General features: G+C 54.7%; 13 protein-coding genes. 9 read left to right on the top strand and 4 right to left on the bottom strand.

The window, feature by feature from the left end:
* The first annotated feature begins 206 nt into the window (after nt 1-206).
* The 7 genes from MWU49_RS14410 to MWU49_RS14440 all read left to right on the top strand — a co-directional run bounded on the left by MWU49_RS14410 (nt 207) and on the right by MWU49_RS14440 (nt 7998).
* Nucleotides 207-695, top strand: a complete 489-nt coding sequence (locus MWU49_RS14410; protein WP_246973672.1) for a hypothetical protein — start codon at nt 207-209, stop codon at nt 693-695.
* Nucleotides 649-2058, top strand: a complete 1410-nt coding sequence (locus tag MWU49_RS14415) for a PD-(D/E)XK nuclease family protein (protein WP_246973674.1) — start codon at nt 649-651, stop codon at nt 2056-2058. The genes MWU49_RS14410 and MWU49_RS14415 overlap by 47 nt, the downstream gene beginning before the upstream one ends.
* A 50-nt stretch (nt 2059-2108) precedes the next feature.
* Nucleotides 2109-3116, top strand: a complete 1008-nt coding sequence (locus tag MWU49_RS14420; protein ID WP_246973676.1) for a WYL domain-containing transcriptional regulator — start codon at nt 2109-2111, stop codon at nt 3114-3116.
* A gap of 153 nt (nt 3117-3269) precedes the next feature.
* Nucleotides 3270-5372 (top strand): AAA family ATPase, encoded by a 2103-nt coding sequence (locus tag MWU49_RS14425; RefSeq protein WP_246973679.1) that lies wholly within the window; start codon nt 3270-3272, stop codon nt 5370-5372.
* 51 nt (nt 5373-5423) lie between these two features.
* Nucleotides 5424-6182, top strand: a complete 759-nt coding sequence (locus MWU49_RS14430; protein WP_246973682.1) for a protein phosphatase 2C domain-containing protein — start codon at nt 5424-5426, stop codon at nt 6180-6182.
* 98 nt (nt 6183-6280) lie between these two features.
* Nucleotides 6281-6694, top strand: coding sequence for a hypothetical protein (locus MWU49_RS14435; RefSeq protein WP_246973684.1), 414 nt, complete (start codon nt 6281-6283; stop codon nt 6692-6694).
* 41 nt (nt 6695-6735) lie between these two features.
* Entirely contained in the window at nt 6736-7998 is a 1263-nt protein-coding gene (locus tag MWU49_RS14440; RefSeq protein WP_281502336.1) for a PD-(D/E)XK nuclease family protein, read from the top strand.
* Nucleotides 7999-8059: 61 nt separating this feature from the next.
* On the opposite strand, the gene MWU49_RS14445 is transcribed toward MWU49_RS14440, so the two are convergent.
* Both MWU49_RS14445 and MWU49_RS14450 read right to left on the bottom strand, forming a co-directional pair.
* Entirely contained in the window at nt 8060-8995 is a 936-nt protein-coding gene (locus MWU49_RS14445; RefSeq protein ID WP_246973689.1) for a hypothetical protein, read from the bottom strand.
* Nucleotides 8996-9098: 103 nt separating this feature from the next.
* Nucleotides 9099-10916: a hypothetical protein gene (locus MWU49_RS14450; RefSeq protein WP_246973691.1), complete on the bottom strand. Its 1818-nt coding sequence runs from the start codon at nt 10914-10916 to the stop codon at nt 9099-9101.
* Nucleotides 10917-11514: 598 nt separating this feature from the next.
* Between MWU49_RS14450 and MWU49_RS14455 the strand changes: the two genes are divergently transcribed.
* Entirely contained in the window at nt 11515-14397 is a 2883-nt protein-coding gene (locus MWU49_RS14455; RefSeq protein WP_246973692.1) for a bifunctional serine/threonine-protein kinase/formylglycine-generating enzyme family protein, read from the top strand.
* 450 nt (nt 14398-14847) lie between these two features.
* On the opposite strand, the gene MWU49_RS14460 is transcribed toward MWU49_RS14455, so the two are convergent.
* Both MWU49_RS14460 and MWU49_RS14465 read right to left on the bottom strand, forming a co-directional pair.
* On the bottom strand, nt 14848-15273 hold the full coding sequence (locus MWU49_RS14460; protein ID WP_246973693.1) for a transcriptional regulator: 426 nt from the start codon (nt 15271-15273) through the stop codon (nt 14848-14850).
* Complete coding sequence (locus MWU49_RS14465) at nt 15270-15584, bottom strand: type II toxin-antitoxin system HigB family toxin (protein ID WP_246973694.1); 315 nt, start codon at nt 15582-15584, stop codon at nt 15270-15272. The genes MWU49_RS14460 and MWU49_RS14465 overlap by 4 nt, the downstream gene beginning before the upstream one ends.
* Before the next feature lie 382 nt (nt 15585-15966).
* On the opposite strand from MWU49_RS14465, the gene MWU49_RS14470 reads away from it, so the two are divergent.
* A complete protein-coding gene (locus MWU49_RS14470) occupies nt 15967-17829 on the top strand; it encodes a hypothetical protein (RefSeq protein WP_246973695.1) in 1863 nt (620 codons plus the stop codon).
* Nucleotides 17830-17886 lie beyond the last annotated feature (57 nt).

A 17886-nucleotide genomic window follows, 5' to 3' on the forward strand; every position in this document is an offset into this window, starting at 1 on the left:
AGTAGGTTGCAAATTTTAGTGGTTTTGGGCTACGCGGCCTCTTTGAATAATGTCAAATGTGATAATGATTATGCAATGGCCAAAGCAGTGGAGATTGTATGGTGCTTCTGAATTTGCAGATGTGCGACAGTTGTTGTCGCTAATTAGGCTTGCTATGGGGCAACAGATGCATCTGCCACTGGGGATATCTAAGGAGGGAGGGAGCTATGGAGACGATTACCCTTGAGAACTCAAAATACGAGTTTGTGAAAGTGGGCCGCTTTGTGAAAAGCAAAGCGCCGCTCAAGGTGAGGTTTGAGGGGAGGGACGATGAGGTGACCATGGAGCTGGAGCTGTGTCACGAAGATATTAAGAAGGTCGGAGAGTGCGTATATCTGGTGACGGTTGACGGTGTTCCTGTGTATGTCGGTGAGTATTCACGTACTCTCGAGTCTCGGTGGCTAAGGAGCGGTAATTATATTTGGCATAACAAAGACCTGCTGATTGTTGAAGAGGTTGATTCAGGGAAGAGGGTGGATTTCTACTTGGCGAAAAATGTTTACGTGATGATCAATGAGAGGGAGGTCAATATATCGAAGTCCATTGAGCATGACATTCTTCAGGTTGAGAATCTTCCCTGGAATAAAAGAAATGCCAAGGTTGATGTGAGTGGTGTCAGACGAGTGTCTGACTTTGATTTTCTTATTGGGGCTTGATTTGGGGGTGTTTGTGGTTGCTGGTGTTGATGAGCTTAAAGGTCAGATTGATATAGCGTTAGAGAAAGTTAAGAAAGCGAAAATATTAAATAGAGATCGAGGGTTCAATTTTTTTAGAGCTACGGGCGCTGCAAGTTATGAAATCAGGCATGCGGCTTTTTTTGCCTGGCTATTTGATCCTCGACAGCATGATATGGCGACAAACTTTGTCCTTCACTTTATTGATGAGGTATGCCGCGTTACTGATAGTGATTCTCTTTTTCGCAAGGTGAGGGGGTTGAGGAGAGATGCTGCATCTAAAAAACTCAGTGTTTCTCCAATATTCGAGGGTGTGGAGTCCTTGACGGAGTTATGCATCGATAAAAAGAGAAGGATTGATTTTGCTTGTGATGTAAGCCGTGATGGAGAGCGGGATGCAAGGATAGTTATTGAATTCAAGCTAAAAGGCGTGGTTCAAAATGACTTAAATAAATATTACGAGGCGGTCAGCGCCAGTAAGGACGGGAATGGCAAGGATGTTTATTGCTTTTTAATTGATTTCTCAGGGAAGGATATTGCTTTAGACGATCCAAATTTTATTGTCGTTGATACGGATGCATTAATACGGGCAGTTTCAAGTCATTATGATTTTCTGGATTCTCTTGTGGGTGAAAAGTATCGCGATATCGCGCAGGCAGTAAAGCAATATCGCGAAATCCTGAGGGATCATGTTGGGTCTGTCGATTTGGCCATAAAAGATACTAAGAGTAGGGCGCTGCTTTGGGAGATTTGGCCGCCGGAAATGGATCGTTCTAAATCGACCATGCAATTAGATCTGCACCTGGGAAAAAGAGCGGAAAAGGTTCTTGTTGGTGAAGCTGCAGAGGATGCCTATTCCCATACCTGGTGGCAGTTGTTGGCTACTGATGATTTGTATCAACACCTAAACAGAAACAGTGGCTTCTCTTGTTCTTTGAAAAATGGGTATACCATTGATGTCTGGTTTGGTGATGTCCGGGCGCGGATATCAATTGTCATGGGTAAGTGGTTGTCTTTAATCGGAGATGAAAAGAAAGCCATCAAGGACAAGGTTTATATTCGTATTTATGTTGAAGGCGCTCAGTTCAGCTATTGGAGTGATGAGATTGATGGCCATTATGATGCCTTTTCTGATGTTACGCTAAAATATAGATCTGGTGGCTTCGAAATTTTTCATGAAAATAAGCGTGGTAAGGCGAGAAAGGATGGTCCAGTCACTGTCTTTTTAATTGAAGTCGAGGTGGATGAACTAAAAAAACGCGCAGTTATGGGGAAAAGACCCAAAAGTATTGGCGATGCCTATGAAGTTGTCGAAAGCCAGCTGCTTAAGCTTGGCAAGATTTAACAATTAATGAAGGTTATTGTCACGGGAACGAGATGTAGAAAGGATCGGTAATGACCGTTAGCGCTACAATTAGTAATAAAACCTACCGTGTGATTGCTCTACTTCAAGCTTTGCCTAGACATCCACAAAAGGTCACCAGCAACGAGATTCAGCAGCGGCTGAGCAGCGAAGGGCATGATGTCTCGCGTCGTTCCATTGAGCGCTACCTCAAGGAGTTGTCCGAGTCTCAGGCTTTTGGCGCTTTAGTTCAATGTGATGACTCTGCCACTCCTTACGGTTGGTCTATCGCTCAAAAGCAAAGTCTGTCCATTCCCGGTATGGACGCGCAGATGGCTGCTACTTGGGATTTGGTGTCCCGGTACCTGACTCCTCTGATGGCTAAAGATGTTTTGGCAAAGCTTGATCCTGTCTTTAGTGAGGCTAGGCGGTGGTTTGAGCGTCACAGACCCTTGGGTAAGCGTTATTGGTCAGACAAGGTGGCGTATGTCCCCCGAGGGTTTCATTTGGAGCCAGCTGTTGTGTCCAGAGGTATTGCGGATCAGGTCTATGATGCGTTGTACCGGAATCGGCAAATGGATATTTGGTACAAGGACAAGGGAGAGTCGCATCGAGTTCACCCATTTGCTCTGGTGGACAGAGGGGCTGTCCGCTATCTGGTGGTCCGGTTCTGGAATTACAAAGACTTCAGGCACCTGGCTTTGCATAGGTTGCGCAAAGTGAATGTACTTGATGAGGAGGTGGAGAGGGCTTCAGATTTCGACCTGGAGAGCTATCTGAAAGAAGGGAACATGAATCTTCCCTACGGCGATAGCGTCGATCTTGTTATCCGTCTCTATGGTCGTGCCGCTGATCATCTGTATGAAACGCCCATTAATGATTCGCAAACGCTGATTGAAGTTGCTCCTGACACAACAGAGCTTCGTGTGAACGTTAATAACACGGAAGAATTGAAGTGGTGGATATTGGGGTTTGGCGCCAATGTGGAGGTCATCCAGCCATTAAAGTTAAGGGCTGAGATCCGCCAGGAACTTCAGCTAGCGGCAACGAGATACCGCTAGCACCTCCAAGCTATTATCTACCCTCTTCGGGCGGGGAGAGGCTATGCTGCTCGCCAACTCTCTCCCCGCTGCCCTTGATTGAGTGCGACAAAAAATGACGCCCTCTTGGCTAATAATACCGATGTTGGCAATCGGAGAGTCAGGAGAACGGGGATGCATTTCAAGTTGGATGACGTTGCTGCCACTGTAGCTGGCAATGTGGATAACAGTGTACTGATTCGTCACTGGACGGCGCGGATTATGGCTTTTTCTTCGGCGTGGAAGGCCGGATGGTGCCGTACGAATAAGCGTTTCGACGATGACGACATTCTGGATGTACTTGGTTTTCTCCCTTCCCGTGAAGGTCGTTTGCGTCGTCCGCCGCAGGCGTTAGGCGCGATCATTAGTCAGGATCGAATTGAGGATCTCCTCTCAAGTGATGATCTTTATCGAAACGTCGAGAAGCTGGGTGAGCGCTTATCTTTAACGGAGGCGGAACGCCGCTTGCTTGTCTTTGTCTGCTATAAAAGTGCTAGCGAAATCCTCAACACTGCTTGTTGCTTGGTCAAAGATTTGTCCTGGCGTAAGTTCGTCAGCATCTTGGCTAAGGTGGTCGATGTCCCTGAAAATGAGGCTCAAGCCGCATTGCGGCCTGGCAGCGTACTACGGGCGACCCAGCTGTTAACGGTGAGTTTGGCATCTGGGTATCGAGGTGTGGACCTCGCAGGCATGCTGGATATTGAGGATGAGTTGCAGGAAAACCTGCATGTGCCAGACGCCTCAGATGAGCACCTTGTTAGCCTGTTCTACAGAAAGGCAGATAAACCCAGCCTTGGGCTTCAGGACTATGTTGAGATCAAGAGCGAAGTAGAGATGATCTCCCGCCTGCTGATGCGTTCGGTGCAGGAGGGCTTGAAAGGCGTCAATGTGCTCTTTTATGGGCCTCCTGGTACCGGGAAAAGCGAGCTAGCCAAAGTGATTGGCCATTCGCTCGGGATGAGCATGGCGTTTGTGCCAGAAGAAGACCGGGACGGCGATGCCCTGACTGTGAAGGGACGAATGGGGCGTTATAACGGTTGCCAGAGGGCGATTGCCCATGACCCCCGCACCTTGGTGGTGTTTGATGAGGCAGAAGATTGTCTTTGTGATAATCCGTTCTCTTTCATGATGTTTTCTCGCCGACAGACGGAAAAATCCAGCATGACTCGCCTGCTGGAGACTAATCCCCGCCCTACGATTTGGATCTCTAACCGTGTGGACATGGACCCGGCCTTTCTCCGTCGCTTCACACATGTACTCCATCTTGATAATCCTGGGCCTTCCCAGCGTGAGCGTCTTGTGCGGGAGGCGATGGCCGAAGAGCTGGTTTCCGAGCGATTTCTGGCTGAGGCCATCAAGCTGGAGTCATTGTCTCCGGCGATTCTGCATAGCAGCCTGCGCTTTGCTCGGCTGGTGGCTGAGGAGAAGCAGAATACGGAGAGTCTGGTGACGCATAACCTAAATGCTCGTTTCGAGGCTATGGGTGTGACTGAGCGGTTGAAGGTTGAGCAGTTTAAGGGGTTGCCATGGAGAGAGGAGTGTTTGCAGGCGTCTGAGGATGTCGCGGGCCTGCTGGAGCAGATCAACCCTGATGCTTCTGTTCGATTTTGCCTGCACGGGGCTCCAGGGACAGGCAAGACGGCTTGGGGTCGGCAGCTTGCTGAGCATATCCAGCGTCCGCTGATTGTGCGGCAGGCGTCAGATTTACTGGATATGTACGTCGGGGGAACAGAAAAGCGGATCGCCCGTGCTTTTGGGTTGGCAGAACGAGAGGGTGCAGTGTTGCTGATTGATGAAGCTGACAGCTTCATCGGGAACCGCCAGGGCGCTGAGAAGAACTGGGAGGTTTCACAGGTTAATCAGTTCCTGGCTTCTCTTGAGCAATTCAATGGCATTTTTGTGGCCACCACTAACCTGTTGGATAGAGTGGATGAGGCGGCCATGCGGCGCTTTGATTTCGTGGTTCGCTTTGACTTTCTTGATCAGGACGGCGTCCGTCTCCTGCTAAAGGACCTGGCTGGTGCCTATGGCATCAAGCTACCGAACGAGAGTGTTCTGCTGACAATGCTTAATGGCATGGAAATGCTAACCCCTGGTGACTTTGCTGCTATCTACCGTCGCATTCGAGTGCTTAGAAATCCCCCTGACGTTGCCGCAGTGGTGGATATGTTGCGTGACTGCCAGCGATACAAAAAACAACCATCACAGCCGATTGGCTTTATGGCGTCGCTGCATTGATGCAGCGGCGTTATGCCCGGTACTTGTTGAGTCTACGGTGATGGAGCATTCATGTTAGAGGTAGCTTATACCCAGCACAGCGGGGGGCCCTCTCATCTGCAGCAGGACGCCATGTGGAATGGGCAAACGATTCTACAGGCTCGTAACGCTCGTGTTGCTGCCCACATAGAGGGCGGGTCCGTATCGCTCGCAGTCGCAGATGGTGTTGCGGCCAGTATCCGCCCTGCGAGGGCTAGTCGCTTTGTCGTAGAGGCCCTGTCACGGCTTGATAGCCGTGACAGGCTCACCGGTAGGCAAATTCGTGAAATCCAGGCCCAGCTGGCGGATAAATATGCCGGCGGTGAGAGTCATGGTTCGTCTACCACTCTTGTCGCGGCCAGGGTTGCGCAGAACCACTGTGAGATCGTCAATGTGGGCGATAGCCGTGCTTATGTTTTCAACGCTGAAGGTGACTGTCGCCAAATCAGTGAGGATCACACCATTCTGAATGCGCTGATTTCCAGTGGAGAGATTATTCCCGAGGAGGGTGTCGAGTATTCCGATATGTACCAAGGGTTGGCGCATTGCTTGACTGCCGATACGGAAGAGTATGGTTTTGCCCTGCATTTTCAGGAATCAGCACTGACTAAAGGCTCTGGCCTGCTCCTCTGCAGCGATGGCTTGCATGATGCCATCGGCGACAAGGGGATCCGTGAGCTGTACCAGGTGGGCCGGCCCGCTATGGATCAGGTGGAGCGGTGGCGGAAAGCAGTGATTGAAGTCGGTGTGCCGGACAACCTTTCGATCCTGTTTGCCCGTCGACTGGCCTGACGTGACTTTACTCTATCGCGCTCAATTTCCCGCTTTTGCGACAGAAAATGTCGGCCTTATGGCTGAAGATCGTCGCTTTAGTGCTAAGGAATTGAAATATGTCTGTTTACGATGATGATCTACCTCTAAGGGTGGTGAAGTTTTCTGACATTGAGCGCTATCACGAGATGGAGCGGGGCGCTTGGTGGATGCATGCCTCGATGGTTCATCCAGTACAACGGTTTTACAAATATGACTGGTGGATATTCTGGGAGGGTGCGCCTGTTGATGGAGATGCGTTGATTTTCAGAGAGCAGTACCGATTGAGCACTTCAGAAGCCGACGCTTTGTATGTGCGGCTGATAAAGGAGAAGACGGTCTTTTTCATCTACAACAGAAAGAGGCCAAGGCTGGACCCGCATAACCCCTTCGACGCTAGTTCAGAAAGATGGAAAGGTGCGATGTGGGCAAAGCCACTGGCTGAGGATCCTGATCCAGCTGTTAAAGAGGGGCCTTGGGTTGGTCATAAATAGGCGTTGCATGCTTGCGGGATAAGCGGGGGAGTCTAATGTTAATGAGGCATGAGAATGAGGGGCATTGGTTTTGGAAATCGGAATTATGTGAGCGATTGCGGGCGATAGAGTGTCGTAAGTCATCAAATCTGCTGTCACTTCTGTTCTCTGCGCACGATGAGGTGCGGCTGCATACACCAATGATTGGGTGGTTGCTGGATCCGAAGGGTGATCATGGTCTGGGTATAGAGCCCTTAACGCGCTTCCTGAAAAGATTGGGTGGGCCTATCCCGGATGCCTGCGCTAACCCGTCAGTTAGCGTGTGGAGGGAGAGGTATTTTCCTGGATATGGCCGGGTTGATCTGATTATTGAGTATCCAGGGCATGCCATTGTTATCGAAAACAAGCTGTATGCGGCTGACCAGGAAGCCCAGCTTTCGCGGTATCAGCTGGTCCTGGATGAGCTGATCTGCCCAGAATCTGGAGGTTTGTATTACCTCACCATTGATGGCTCTGAGCCGTCGGATGTGTCCTGTGCGGCTCCAGAGGGCCTGCAAGGCGATCACCGTGCGCCTGACTATCACTGCATCAGTTATCGCTCAGACATACTGGGCTGGCTGGTTGAGCTGATCTCAGAGGTTTCGGAGGTGAACTCTAGAGTCCGAGTCAGCCTGGAACAATATCTTGAAATTGTAATGGAGGTGACCGGGATGCACTCTCGGAGGGATGCCATGGAAGAGCTTGATCAAACCGGGCTTATGGAGCACATACAACAAAACCCGGAGGACACTGCAGTTCTGGCGAGGCTGACTCGTTCTGTCCACTTTCTACATGCTAAATTGCTAGAGGGCCTTGTAAACGCCGTTCAAGAGGGGCTGAAGTCTGAGTTGTCCCTTGAGCCGGTGGAGAATGTCGCGAGAAAGGACAGGCTGGACTGGGGTGTCTATGAGGCCTGGGCTAGAGGCAAAACGGCCAAAGGGACTCTTTTGTTCAGAGTTCAGGGCATCTCCGAGCCTGCCTTGAGGAATGTGCATCTGGTGATTGGGCTGGATGCTGCGGACATGTTCTGGGTTGGTTTGGGCCACTTTGTTGACGGTGAGCACCAGGACAATGTTGTTTCTGGTGACCGCTTTGGGGTTGTTCCAGGCCATAACAGTAATCAGTGGTGGTTGAGCTGGGTGACGATCAATGAATTGGATCCTGCCGCTTTTGACGGTGATCGAGGGGTGGGCCGCTTGGCGGTTGAAGATAATCTGAACGAACTGGTAGAGCGTGTGGTAGGAATTTGTCGGCAGTATCTCGCGGTCTTGGTTTCGGGGGATTGATCACATTAGCCTTTGTGATGGGTGTCACGAAACGGGGTGTCACCCGATGGCTTATCTTCTCTCATCGCACAATCAGGCGTAGCCCAAAAGCAGGGTGCTCCTGGAAAAGCGTTTCCCAGCCATTAAACAACCAGGGTGACGCAGGGGGCGCGAGAGTATTGCGAGATACCACCACCACATAATCGTCCACGATGCGCTCATAGCCGCTGGGTAGTTCGATGCTGAAAATACCCAATGCCGGGATAATGGTCGTCTCCTTTGAGGTGAGAGGCCGGTTAAGGCGCACCGCCGTTACTTCCGCATCGGCACTGATATAAAACAGACTGAAAAAGCGGGCAGACTGAGGAAATCCCGTTAAACGAAACCGGAATTCCTGCTCGTGGTAGAGGGCATGGGCCAGGTTTCGCCCTTGTTCATCCACAATAGTCAGCGATGAATCGCCGGCGGTAGAGGGCGGTAGGCTAAACAGCTCTCGCCACTCTTCTTTGCGAAGCCGGATCACCTGCGGTCCCAGCGCCAGTCGCCAACCGCGACTATCGCGATACACTCGTGGCGTTAGCGTCACCGGGTTGGGGCCGGGCAGGGCGCTAATCGCTTGTAACACGGGCGTCTTTGCCAGTGAGGTATCCTGATCAATGTCCCAGCCGCGCTGCCAGTATTCACGCGCAAGGGTGCTGCGCAAGCGCTCTGTCAGCGGGCGGTTGTCATAGCGCACCAACACCTCATGGCGCACATGATCCTGGCAAACGAGTTGGTAATCATCGAAGACAAAGTCACTGATGCTGGTAATGTGATGGTTGAAAGTCTGTTTTGATACCCCGTCCTGTTTGCTGCTCACCACACTGGCTTCCGAGCGAATCGCCATTTCCAGTTGGTTGGCAATATCGCCAAGCGCAATGGTCAGGGCTTGCTTCTGGGAATCGGCACGGGCCAGCGCCAGGTACACATCGTCTTCTTCCTGCTGCTGGTCCAGCACGGTTTGGCATTGGCTGGGCATATCAGCAGGTTGGGGAGGAGCCACAGGCGCTGGAGCAGAAGAGCAGGCAGCCACCAAAGTAGCTGCAAACAGAATCGCAATTGATGACTTCATCGAATACCGCTTATACGTTATCGAGCATGCTGCGGATTCGTGCCACCAGAGAATCAGCCTCAGACTCGCAGGCCTTTACCCCAGATTTTCCAGACTGCGCCTCCGATTCACAGCTCATTATCTGCCCAAGCGTCCGCGATGCTTCATCATGGAAGCGGATAATCTGATCCAGCCCGTTCTGGGAGTCGCCATGGTACGACACAATATCCGCTTTCAGGCTTTGGCTCTCACGCTCCAGTTCGCAGGTGCGACCATGCACATCCACAGAACTGACATTCAGATTACGGATACCCTCAGCCAGTGACTCCGCGCTGCTGGCGGCCTGCTGTGCACTGGCAAGCAACTGCTGCAGCTCGCTTGCCGCACTTTGCTGGGCCTGCTGGATCTGCGCCAGCATCTGCTGGGCGTCTGCCAGCGCCTGTTGTGCCTCATCCCGGGCCTGCTGGATATCTGCCAGCTGTGCTAGCGCCTGGCTTCTGGCCTGTTCTGCTGTACTGGCCGCATTGCTGGCATCTGCAGACGCGCTCTGCGCCTGGGTGGATGCTTGTTCTGCTGAAGTTGACGCGGTTTGAGCAACCCCAGCCGCTGATTCGGCGCTACTGGATGCTGAGTGGGCCGAGTTAGAGGCGGATTGCGCGCTGCTCGCTGCTGAATCGGCGGTGCTGGAAGCCGACGCCGCGCTGCTGGCTGCGCTGGCGGCCTGCTGGGCCTCACTTTGAGCGGCATTAGCCGCTGAAGCCGCTTGCTGCGCCTCCGTTTCAGCCTGACCGGAAGCCGCCTGCGCCTGTTGCGCCTCCTGTTCTGCTCTATTGGATGCGGAGGCTGCCTGCTGAGCTTCCTCCTCCGCTTTTTGCGAAGCCTGTTCCGCTTCGGCCATTTCTTTCTCGGCCTGATCGCTGGCTTTTTCCGCCTCGCTCAGGGCTCGTTCTGCCTCATTCTGGGCTTGCTGTGTTGCATCACGGGATTGCTCAGATTCGGTCTGTGCCTGCGCTGCCGCAGTGCGCGCCTCCTGGGCTTCATCGGCGGCTTGCTCGGCAAGGCTGGCCTCGCTCTCTGCCGTTTGTGCTGAACTAGTCGCACTGCCAGCCTGTGTCTGCGCCTCACTGGCAGAGGAGCTCGCTTGCCCGGCCTGCTGGCTGGCCTCACCGGCAGACGTCGTTGCCTGGCCAGCCTGGTTTGCAGCCTCTCCCGCAGATGTGCTGGCTTGCCCAGCCTGCTGATCCGCCACATTCGCAGAGGTCTGCGCATCGCCTGCCTGTTGCTGCGCTTCACCAGCAGAAGCCGTCGCCTGGCCCGCCTGCTGGTCGGCCTGCATTGCCGCGCCAGAAGCCTGGCTGGCGCTGCTCTGGCTATCACCCGCAGCGTCCGTAGCGTTGGCTGCGCTGGCCGTGGCCTGCTGGGAGGACGTCATCGCATCGCCCATGGCATCATCGGCCTGGGCAGAAGAGCGCGCCGCATCCTGGCGCTCATCCTCAGCGCGGGATGCCGCTCTGGCGGCATCCGCCGCCGCCTGGCTGGCTGCGCTGGCAAATTGCGTGGAATCCTGAGAAGAGGTCGCCGCTTGCTGTGAAGAATAACGGGAATCATCCGCCGACTGGCTTGCCTGACCCATCGCTGCCGTCGCCGCCTGGGCCTGCTGCTGGGCAATATCCAGCGCTTCCTGACTGTTCTGCGCCTGCTGCTGTGCCGTAGAGGCTTCCTGCTGGGCGCGAAGTTTGTCCGCATCCGCCTCTTCAGCCGCTTGGCGGGCCTTTTCCGCATCGGCGCGGGCTGCCGCCAGGGCCTGTTCCAGATCAGAGCGCGAAGTGTCGTGTTCCTTGATTCCCATGATCATTCCCCATGATTAATGCCGGCATTCTCAGTAACCGGATATCGCTTCAGACGGACCCACCTAAAAACTGCCTCAGCAGAAAGTGGTCATTCTCGAATAAACCACCGAATAAACTATCGAGTAAACAGTGCGGCCCATTGCCAGTCAGTATATACCGGCATCAACAGGAGGTTGTCGGGTGCCTCTCCAGCGGTATCTCAGGGCGATATTGTGTAATACCGCGTTCATTCCCCCGTGGCTACCCCCAAATGGGGTAGAGCGAGCCCCAGCAATCCGTCAGGCAGTCGCGTTTTCCCCATCCGCTCACTATTTGCCATAATCCCCTGCGGCAACCTAGGCAAATGGCCGTCACAACAAGAAATGTCTTCGCTGCAGAAAATTTTATGCTGGCTTGCGCATACCCAGTGGGAGCCAGCCTGCCAGCGATCAGGCCGAAGGCCTGTCGTATTGCAGGTCACGCCAGCGCCCCGGCTAGCGGGGCAACAAAACCGTAGGGTGGAAATGGGCGTCAGCCCATCTCCACCAATAGCAGCAACAGCACAACAACACTACAACAGCAGCACAAGATATAAACGCACACATTGGGAAGGGAACCTTGGACAAGCAAACTGCACTAAACGCCTTGGGATTGACCGACAACGCCAGTGAAGCTGAAATCAGCCAGGCCATTGCGGCCAAAAAGCAGAGTATTGCCGAAAAGCAGGCCAGCGCCCCCACCGAGGCCTTAAAAGCCAAATTCGCCACCGTGGCCAAAAAGCTGGCTGAAATAGAAGCCGCGCTGGCAGCCGGTGGGGATTCTGCTGGCCAGGATAAAACTTCTTCGCCTGCAAGCAGCCTCCCACAAGAACCTAGCCAGCGGCTAGGTCAGCAGCAGCCCAGCCAGCCCAACCAACAACCGAGCGCCAGAGCCCCCCTTTCCCAAACCAAACTCGCCGACCTCCCCGGCATGGCCCCGCAAGATGCCGCCCAGGTAGAACTGCAACCCGGCCAGATCCTCGCCAACCGTTACGAAATCAAGGAACTGATCGGCCAGGGCGGCATGGGGGCGGTGTACCGCGCCCATGACAAAAACACCGACCGGGAAATCGCCCTAAAGCTGCTGCTACCCAGCCTGCTGAAAAACGACAGCGCCCGCGAACGCTTCCTCTCGGAAGCCAAAATCAGCCAGCAACTCAGCCATCCCAATATCGTCAACGTGTTCGACGTGCAGAGCGAAGGGGATCTATTCTTCCTCACCATGGAGCTGCTGGAAGGGCAGGATCTGCGCCAGTGGCTGGAAAACCTCAACGCCGTTAACCAGCCCACCCCGGTAGACGAGGTCAAACGCATCGCCAGCGAACTTTGCGATGCCCTCAGCTACGCCCACGAATTCACCGTGCACCGTGACATCAAGCCGGAAAACATCTGGCTGGATGAAAAAGGCCGGGTAAAACTCATGGACTTCGGCATTGCCCGTGTGCAGAGCGCCAGCCAGCGCACCCAAACCGGGGCCGCCATGGGCACCGCCTACTACATGGCCCCCGAGCAGCTACAAGGCCGCGAACTCGACGCCCGCGCCGACATCTATGCCGTGGGCGTGATGCTCTACGAAATGCTCACCGGGCAAATCCCTGCCGGGCGCTTTGAATCCGCCATTACCCTGCGCAAGGAAATCGGCAAGGGCCTCAACAACACCATCGACAAGGCGCTGGCCGTCAACCCGGACCAGCGCTTTGCCAATGCCGGGGAAATGAAGGCAGCACTGCTCAGTGGCAAGGCCGGTAAGGCCCCGAAAATGCCCAAAGCCCCCAGCAACCCGCACCTTTCCACCGGCCCCAATAAACTGGCCATTGCCGCCATGGTGTTGCTGCTGGTGGGGGGCATAGGCGTGGCCGCCCAGCAAGGCTGGCTGGATGCCTTGAAGCCGTTGGATAAAGACCTCATCGCCCAGCAAAAAGCCGATGGCACCAAACTGCTCGGGCAGATCAAAAGCCTGCAACGCAGGCTCGACGATAGCCTGCGCGATCTGGACAGAGACGTGAGCGAGGCCAAACGCGAAGGCAGCAAGCGCTACACCACCCTGCAAACCTGGCAAGACAACGCCGAAGACTACATCACCCGCTCCAGCACACTCACAGATCTGCTCGGTGAACTGGCGGTAGGCGAAGGCTATTTACGCGAAGACGCCACCGCGAACAAAGCCGTAACCACCCTCAGCGAGGTAAAAGCAGGCTACGAAGGCCTGCTCGGCTGCTTCGATGCCCTGGAAGGCTATGAAACCCAAACCGCCGAGCTAAATAAAGTGCGCCAGCAATGGCAAGGCTACGGCATCGGCGGCAACCTGGCCGCTGAGGTCACCGCCACCGAAACGGCCATGGGCGACGCCAAAGCAGCCGGGCGGCCGTGCGACACCGTGCAAAGCACCCGCAGTGCGATTCGCGGTTATCAGGCTTTACTCCAACAAGCCGCTCCGGTGATTGCCGCCGCGGCAAGCGCCAACAACGCCAAAGCGGATTGGCAAGCGTATAGCAAGAAATACGGTTTTACCGGCGCTGCGCCCAAGGCAGAACAAGCGCAACAGCAATACAGCGCCGCCCAGCAACAAAGCCGAGGTGGTGAATTGGCGGCCAGCTTACTGCTGTACCAGAGCGCTACGGCAAGCTGGCAGGCAGCGAAACAGACGCCTGAGCTGGTGGCGTTGGTGAAAGAGAAGGAGGAGGCAGCAGCAGCAGCGAAAGCGAAGGCCGCTACTGTGGAAAAAGCTTTCCGCGCGGGTAAAACGGTCAACTTCTCCGGCGTCAGCATGAAATTTAAGGGCATCCCCGGCGGCAGTTTCCGCATGGGCTCGAATGATGGAGACGACGAAGAAAAGCCGGTACACAGCGTGAGGGTGTCGTCGTTTTATATGCAGGAGCATGAGGTCACGTGGAACCAGTACCAGCCGTGTATTGATGCGGGAGTGTGCGCCAGTGAGAACGATTCTGGACATGGTAAGGGCAACCGCCCGGTAATCAATGTGGCCTGGATCGAAGCACAGACTTATATCAGATGGTTGAACAAGGAGACGGGTCAGCGTTTCCGTTTGCCGAGTGAGGCGGAATGGGAATATGCGGCGCGGGCGGGCTCTACTGGCAAGTATAGCTGGGGCAATAGTATTAGTTGTTCTCAGGCGAGTTATGGCCGCAGTAGAGACCGAGAGTGTAGTAACAATGGTGTGGGTTTTGCATTGGTCAAGAGTTTTTCACCAAACCGCTTTGGCTTGTACGATATGCATGGCAATGTGGAGGAGTGGGTGCAAGACTGTTGGCATGATAGTTATAACGGCGCGCCGAGTGATGGCAGTGCGTGGACGAGCGGGGGCGATTGCGGGCTGCGTGTGGCGCGTAGCGGTCGCTATGATGGCAAACCAGCTGACGTGCGTTCGGCTGTCCGTGACGCTTATTACGCCGGCTTGAACGGGAGCTATCGAATGGGCTTCCGCTTGGCTCAGGACCGCTGAGGTTCCCTCAGCGTAGCGGGGCTTGAGAGTCTTTCCCCGTGCCCAAACGATAAATAAGAATAGTTCACTCAGGGTGAAATATGGATAGTCGGTGGCCTGATTTATTTGAAACGATGCTGAGTCGTTTTATCCAGGACTTTCTTGGTGTGATTGCCGTTGCGTCTTCATTGATTTTTTGCTTTTGGATAGTCAGCAAGTTGTGGCCTAACCTGGTGGGCACTCTGTTTGAGAATCTGTTGGGTCGATTGAACGAGGTGGAAATCTGCTTTCGCGATGGGCGTGGCATTCTACGGTTCCGGCCAGGCGAGGAGCAGGCTGATCAGAAGGTAGGGGATGCTGATGCCGAAGATGTGATCATTTCTGCTCCCCCGCAAGCGGCTGAAGGCGATGTCCTGGGCTTGAGGGTCAGGTCTTTCCCCGTGCCTATCTGGCCAGGCGGTAGGTGCCTGGTTATTTCGCCAGAAACAATGCCGGCGATACCTGAAAACGCTTGGCTAGGGCGTTGATGTGCTCCAGCGTAAGTTTGCGTTTGTGGTTGAGTATCATCGAGACGAGGCTTTTCCCGCCAATTTCTTCGCGCAGGTCACCAGCTTTCAGTTGGTGCTGATCCATCAAGGTCCGCAACACAGCGACGCCATCGGGTAGTGAGGCAATGCGGGTATTGAACTCACTGAAGGCCTCGGCCCGATCTTCCCAGTGTTCGATGGCGACAGAGAGAATGTCGATCAGCGGTTGGCTGGCATCGTAGTCTTCGATGAGCTGATCCATCAGCGCCAAGGCGTGCTGGTAGTCTTGCTGGTTGTCGATATGAGCAAGAAAGGGTGCTTCCTCGAAGAGTGCCGCTGCCTTGGCTTTTACCGCTGTCAGGCTAGTCATTTTGAGGCCTCCTTTGCGTAGCGTTTGCACAGCTTGTCATATTCAGCATGGGGAACGATATGCCTCACATACAAGCGATTGTCGCGAAACTCGATAAAGGCGATCAACCGAAGGTTGTTGCCGCCGATGTCCAGTACCCAGCCTTTATCCTTGTGTTTGAAGTTGTCCAGAGAGGGGGCAACACGTCTCAGTTCATCAGGGGTGGCGAACGTGCCGTCCCTCAAGACTTTATAAAGCGCATCAATGGCATTGGCATCATTAGGGTATAGCCTGGCGGCGTCATTGAAGGGCTTTCTGGATATGACGCGCATGGGGTGCGCTCATGTTCACTTTTTGTGAACATGAGGAGATTGCGGGCCCTTCCCCTTTTTTCGTAGGAGCGTTCGCTGGCGGCGCGATTCCAACCCCCGGATCAAACGCTGCCTCACCACAGAGGCCCCATTCGCCTGCAAGCAGCCTCCCACAGAAACCCGGAGCTAAGTGAACAGCATTGGGGTATACATCAATAGATTCATTACCTTACCTCTGTGCCTCAGGTTTGCCATAATCGGCTGATGCAAATCGGGGAAATGGCCGTCAGAGTGAATATTGCGGAGACGCCCGCCAGGGCAGGGCATAAAGACCTAAAACAAGGGCTTAACAATGACGGCAGAGAGCACACATTCGGCGGCACGCCAGAACGGGGGCAATAACATGAAAAACCAGCAACTCCAGTTACTGGCGCAGAATGCCCAGAACATTTGCGAGCAATTGGAGCGGGGGCAGGCGGAAACGCCGCTGTCCGACGCCATCGGGGGGCTGATCAATAACATGCAGCAGCCACAGCTTACCGTGGCGTTGCTGGGCCTCACCCCGGATAGCATCGAGCGGGTGTTCAGCTGGCTCTATGGCGATGCGTTCAAGGGCTTCAGCGTGACCAGCAAACAATTGCCCGGCTTTATGGAGGTGACCTTTAGCGAGGGCTACGCCTTCGGCCTGCGCAAAAAGCACAAACAGCAGTTCGACCAGCAGGAGGCCTTTGTGCAGGCCCTGCAAATCGAGCTGGGTGCCACCCGCGCCTCCGTGGCCAACCCTTTTGCCTTGCAGGCCCCCAGTTCCCGCGGCCTCAAAGACCTGCGCCTGCTGATTCCCGATACCACCGCCAGCCTGCTCGACTCCCCGGCATTGCTCAATGCCATTATTGCCGAAACCAGCGTCGCCCTGGTGGCCGCACCGCTGCGTTACACCTTCAGCCGTGAAGACCACGACGCCGTGGACGCGCTACTCAGCAACATGCAGTGCTTTATGCCGCTGCTCACCGTGGATGAACTCCACGAAGAGGCAGGCCTGCCCGACGTAGGCTGGTGGGAACAACACAAAACCCCGCCACAAACCCTGGCCCCGACCCTCATCACTACCCACGTGCAGGCCAGGCTACCGGGAATGTTTACCGATCCGGCCAGCCCGGACCGTAAAGCGCTGCTGGAACGGTTCCAGGCCCGCAAACTGGCTGCCAAGCTGGATGCCATCTTTGAACGCTACCAGCAGGAAGCGGGGGTACTGGAACAACGCAAGGCCCGCTTTGCCAATGCGGCGAATAACGCGGACAGTGAAACCCTGGATCGTGCTGCGCTGGATAAGATCCGCCAAAGCCTGGACGATGGCATCATCACCCTGCGTAAGGAACTCGACAGCCAGACCCAGCAACTTGCCTTGCAGCAATCGCCAATGGTCACCGCCGTTAATCAAGCCATCGAGCAACTGCAATTTGAAAACCTGAGCACCGAGCTATCGCACTCCGTCATCAAATTGCGCCTGGATGAACAGACCCTACAAAACCTGCGCAGCATCCTGCTCACCGAAGCCAGAACCGCCGTTAGTGGTTTTCACCAGCAACTGGATAAACAGCTGCAATCGCTGCGCACCAGCCTCAATCAGCAGCTCGAAGCCCTGGCTATCCCCGGCTTGCCGCAGTTCCAGCTCGCCAATGCCCAAACCCTCAATACTGCACTGGATCAGCGCCTGGAAGTCACCCTCAACTATCGCGGTGAAATGCCCAAGCGCACCGTCATGACCCGCCTGGGTGAAAGCCGCAAACTGATCATGGGGCTTTCTATGGCCACCATGGTGATCGGTGGCGTCGCCAAAGCCGGGTGGGGCATTGATCTTCGCCAGAGCGTCATGCTGTTTGCGCCCATTATTCTGATTGGCGGTTTTATCTATACCTTTATCCAGTGGCCCAAAGAAGATGCCGAAAAGCTGGAAAAAGAACTGGACCGCGTCCGCGACAGCCTCAAAAACGAATCGCGCCGAGTGGTGAGCGATGTGCAGCGCTTTATCGCCCAGCAGCTGTTCGACCTGCTCGAAACCCAAAAGCGCGAATTTCAAAAAGGCCTGCAACATACCCTGCAAAAACACCAGGACAGCCAGCGCGACAAGGCCAGTGAAGAGAAGCAGAAGCAACAGCAGGCCACCCAGCAGATCGACCAGGAGCTACAGCAATGGCAAGGCACCCAGCGGCAGCTGGAACGCCTGCGCGCTGATGTTCAGGGGCTGCTGAGAGCGATGACGGCATAGCCCACCCTGTGGGAGCCTGCCTGCCAGTGATCAGACGGAAGGCCTGTTGTATGCAGG

Source organism: Alcanivorax sp. S6407 (assembly GCF_023016115.1).
GTDB lineage: Bacteria > Pseudomonadota > Gammaproteobacteria > Pseudomonadales > Alcanivoracaceae > Alcanivorax.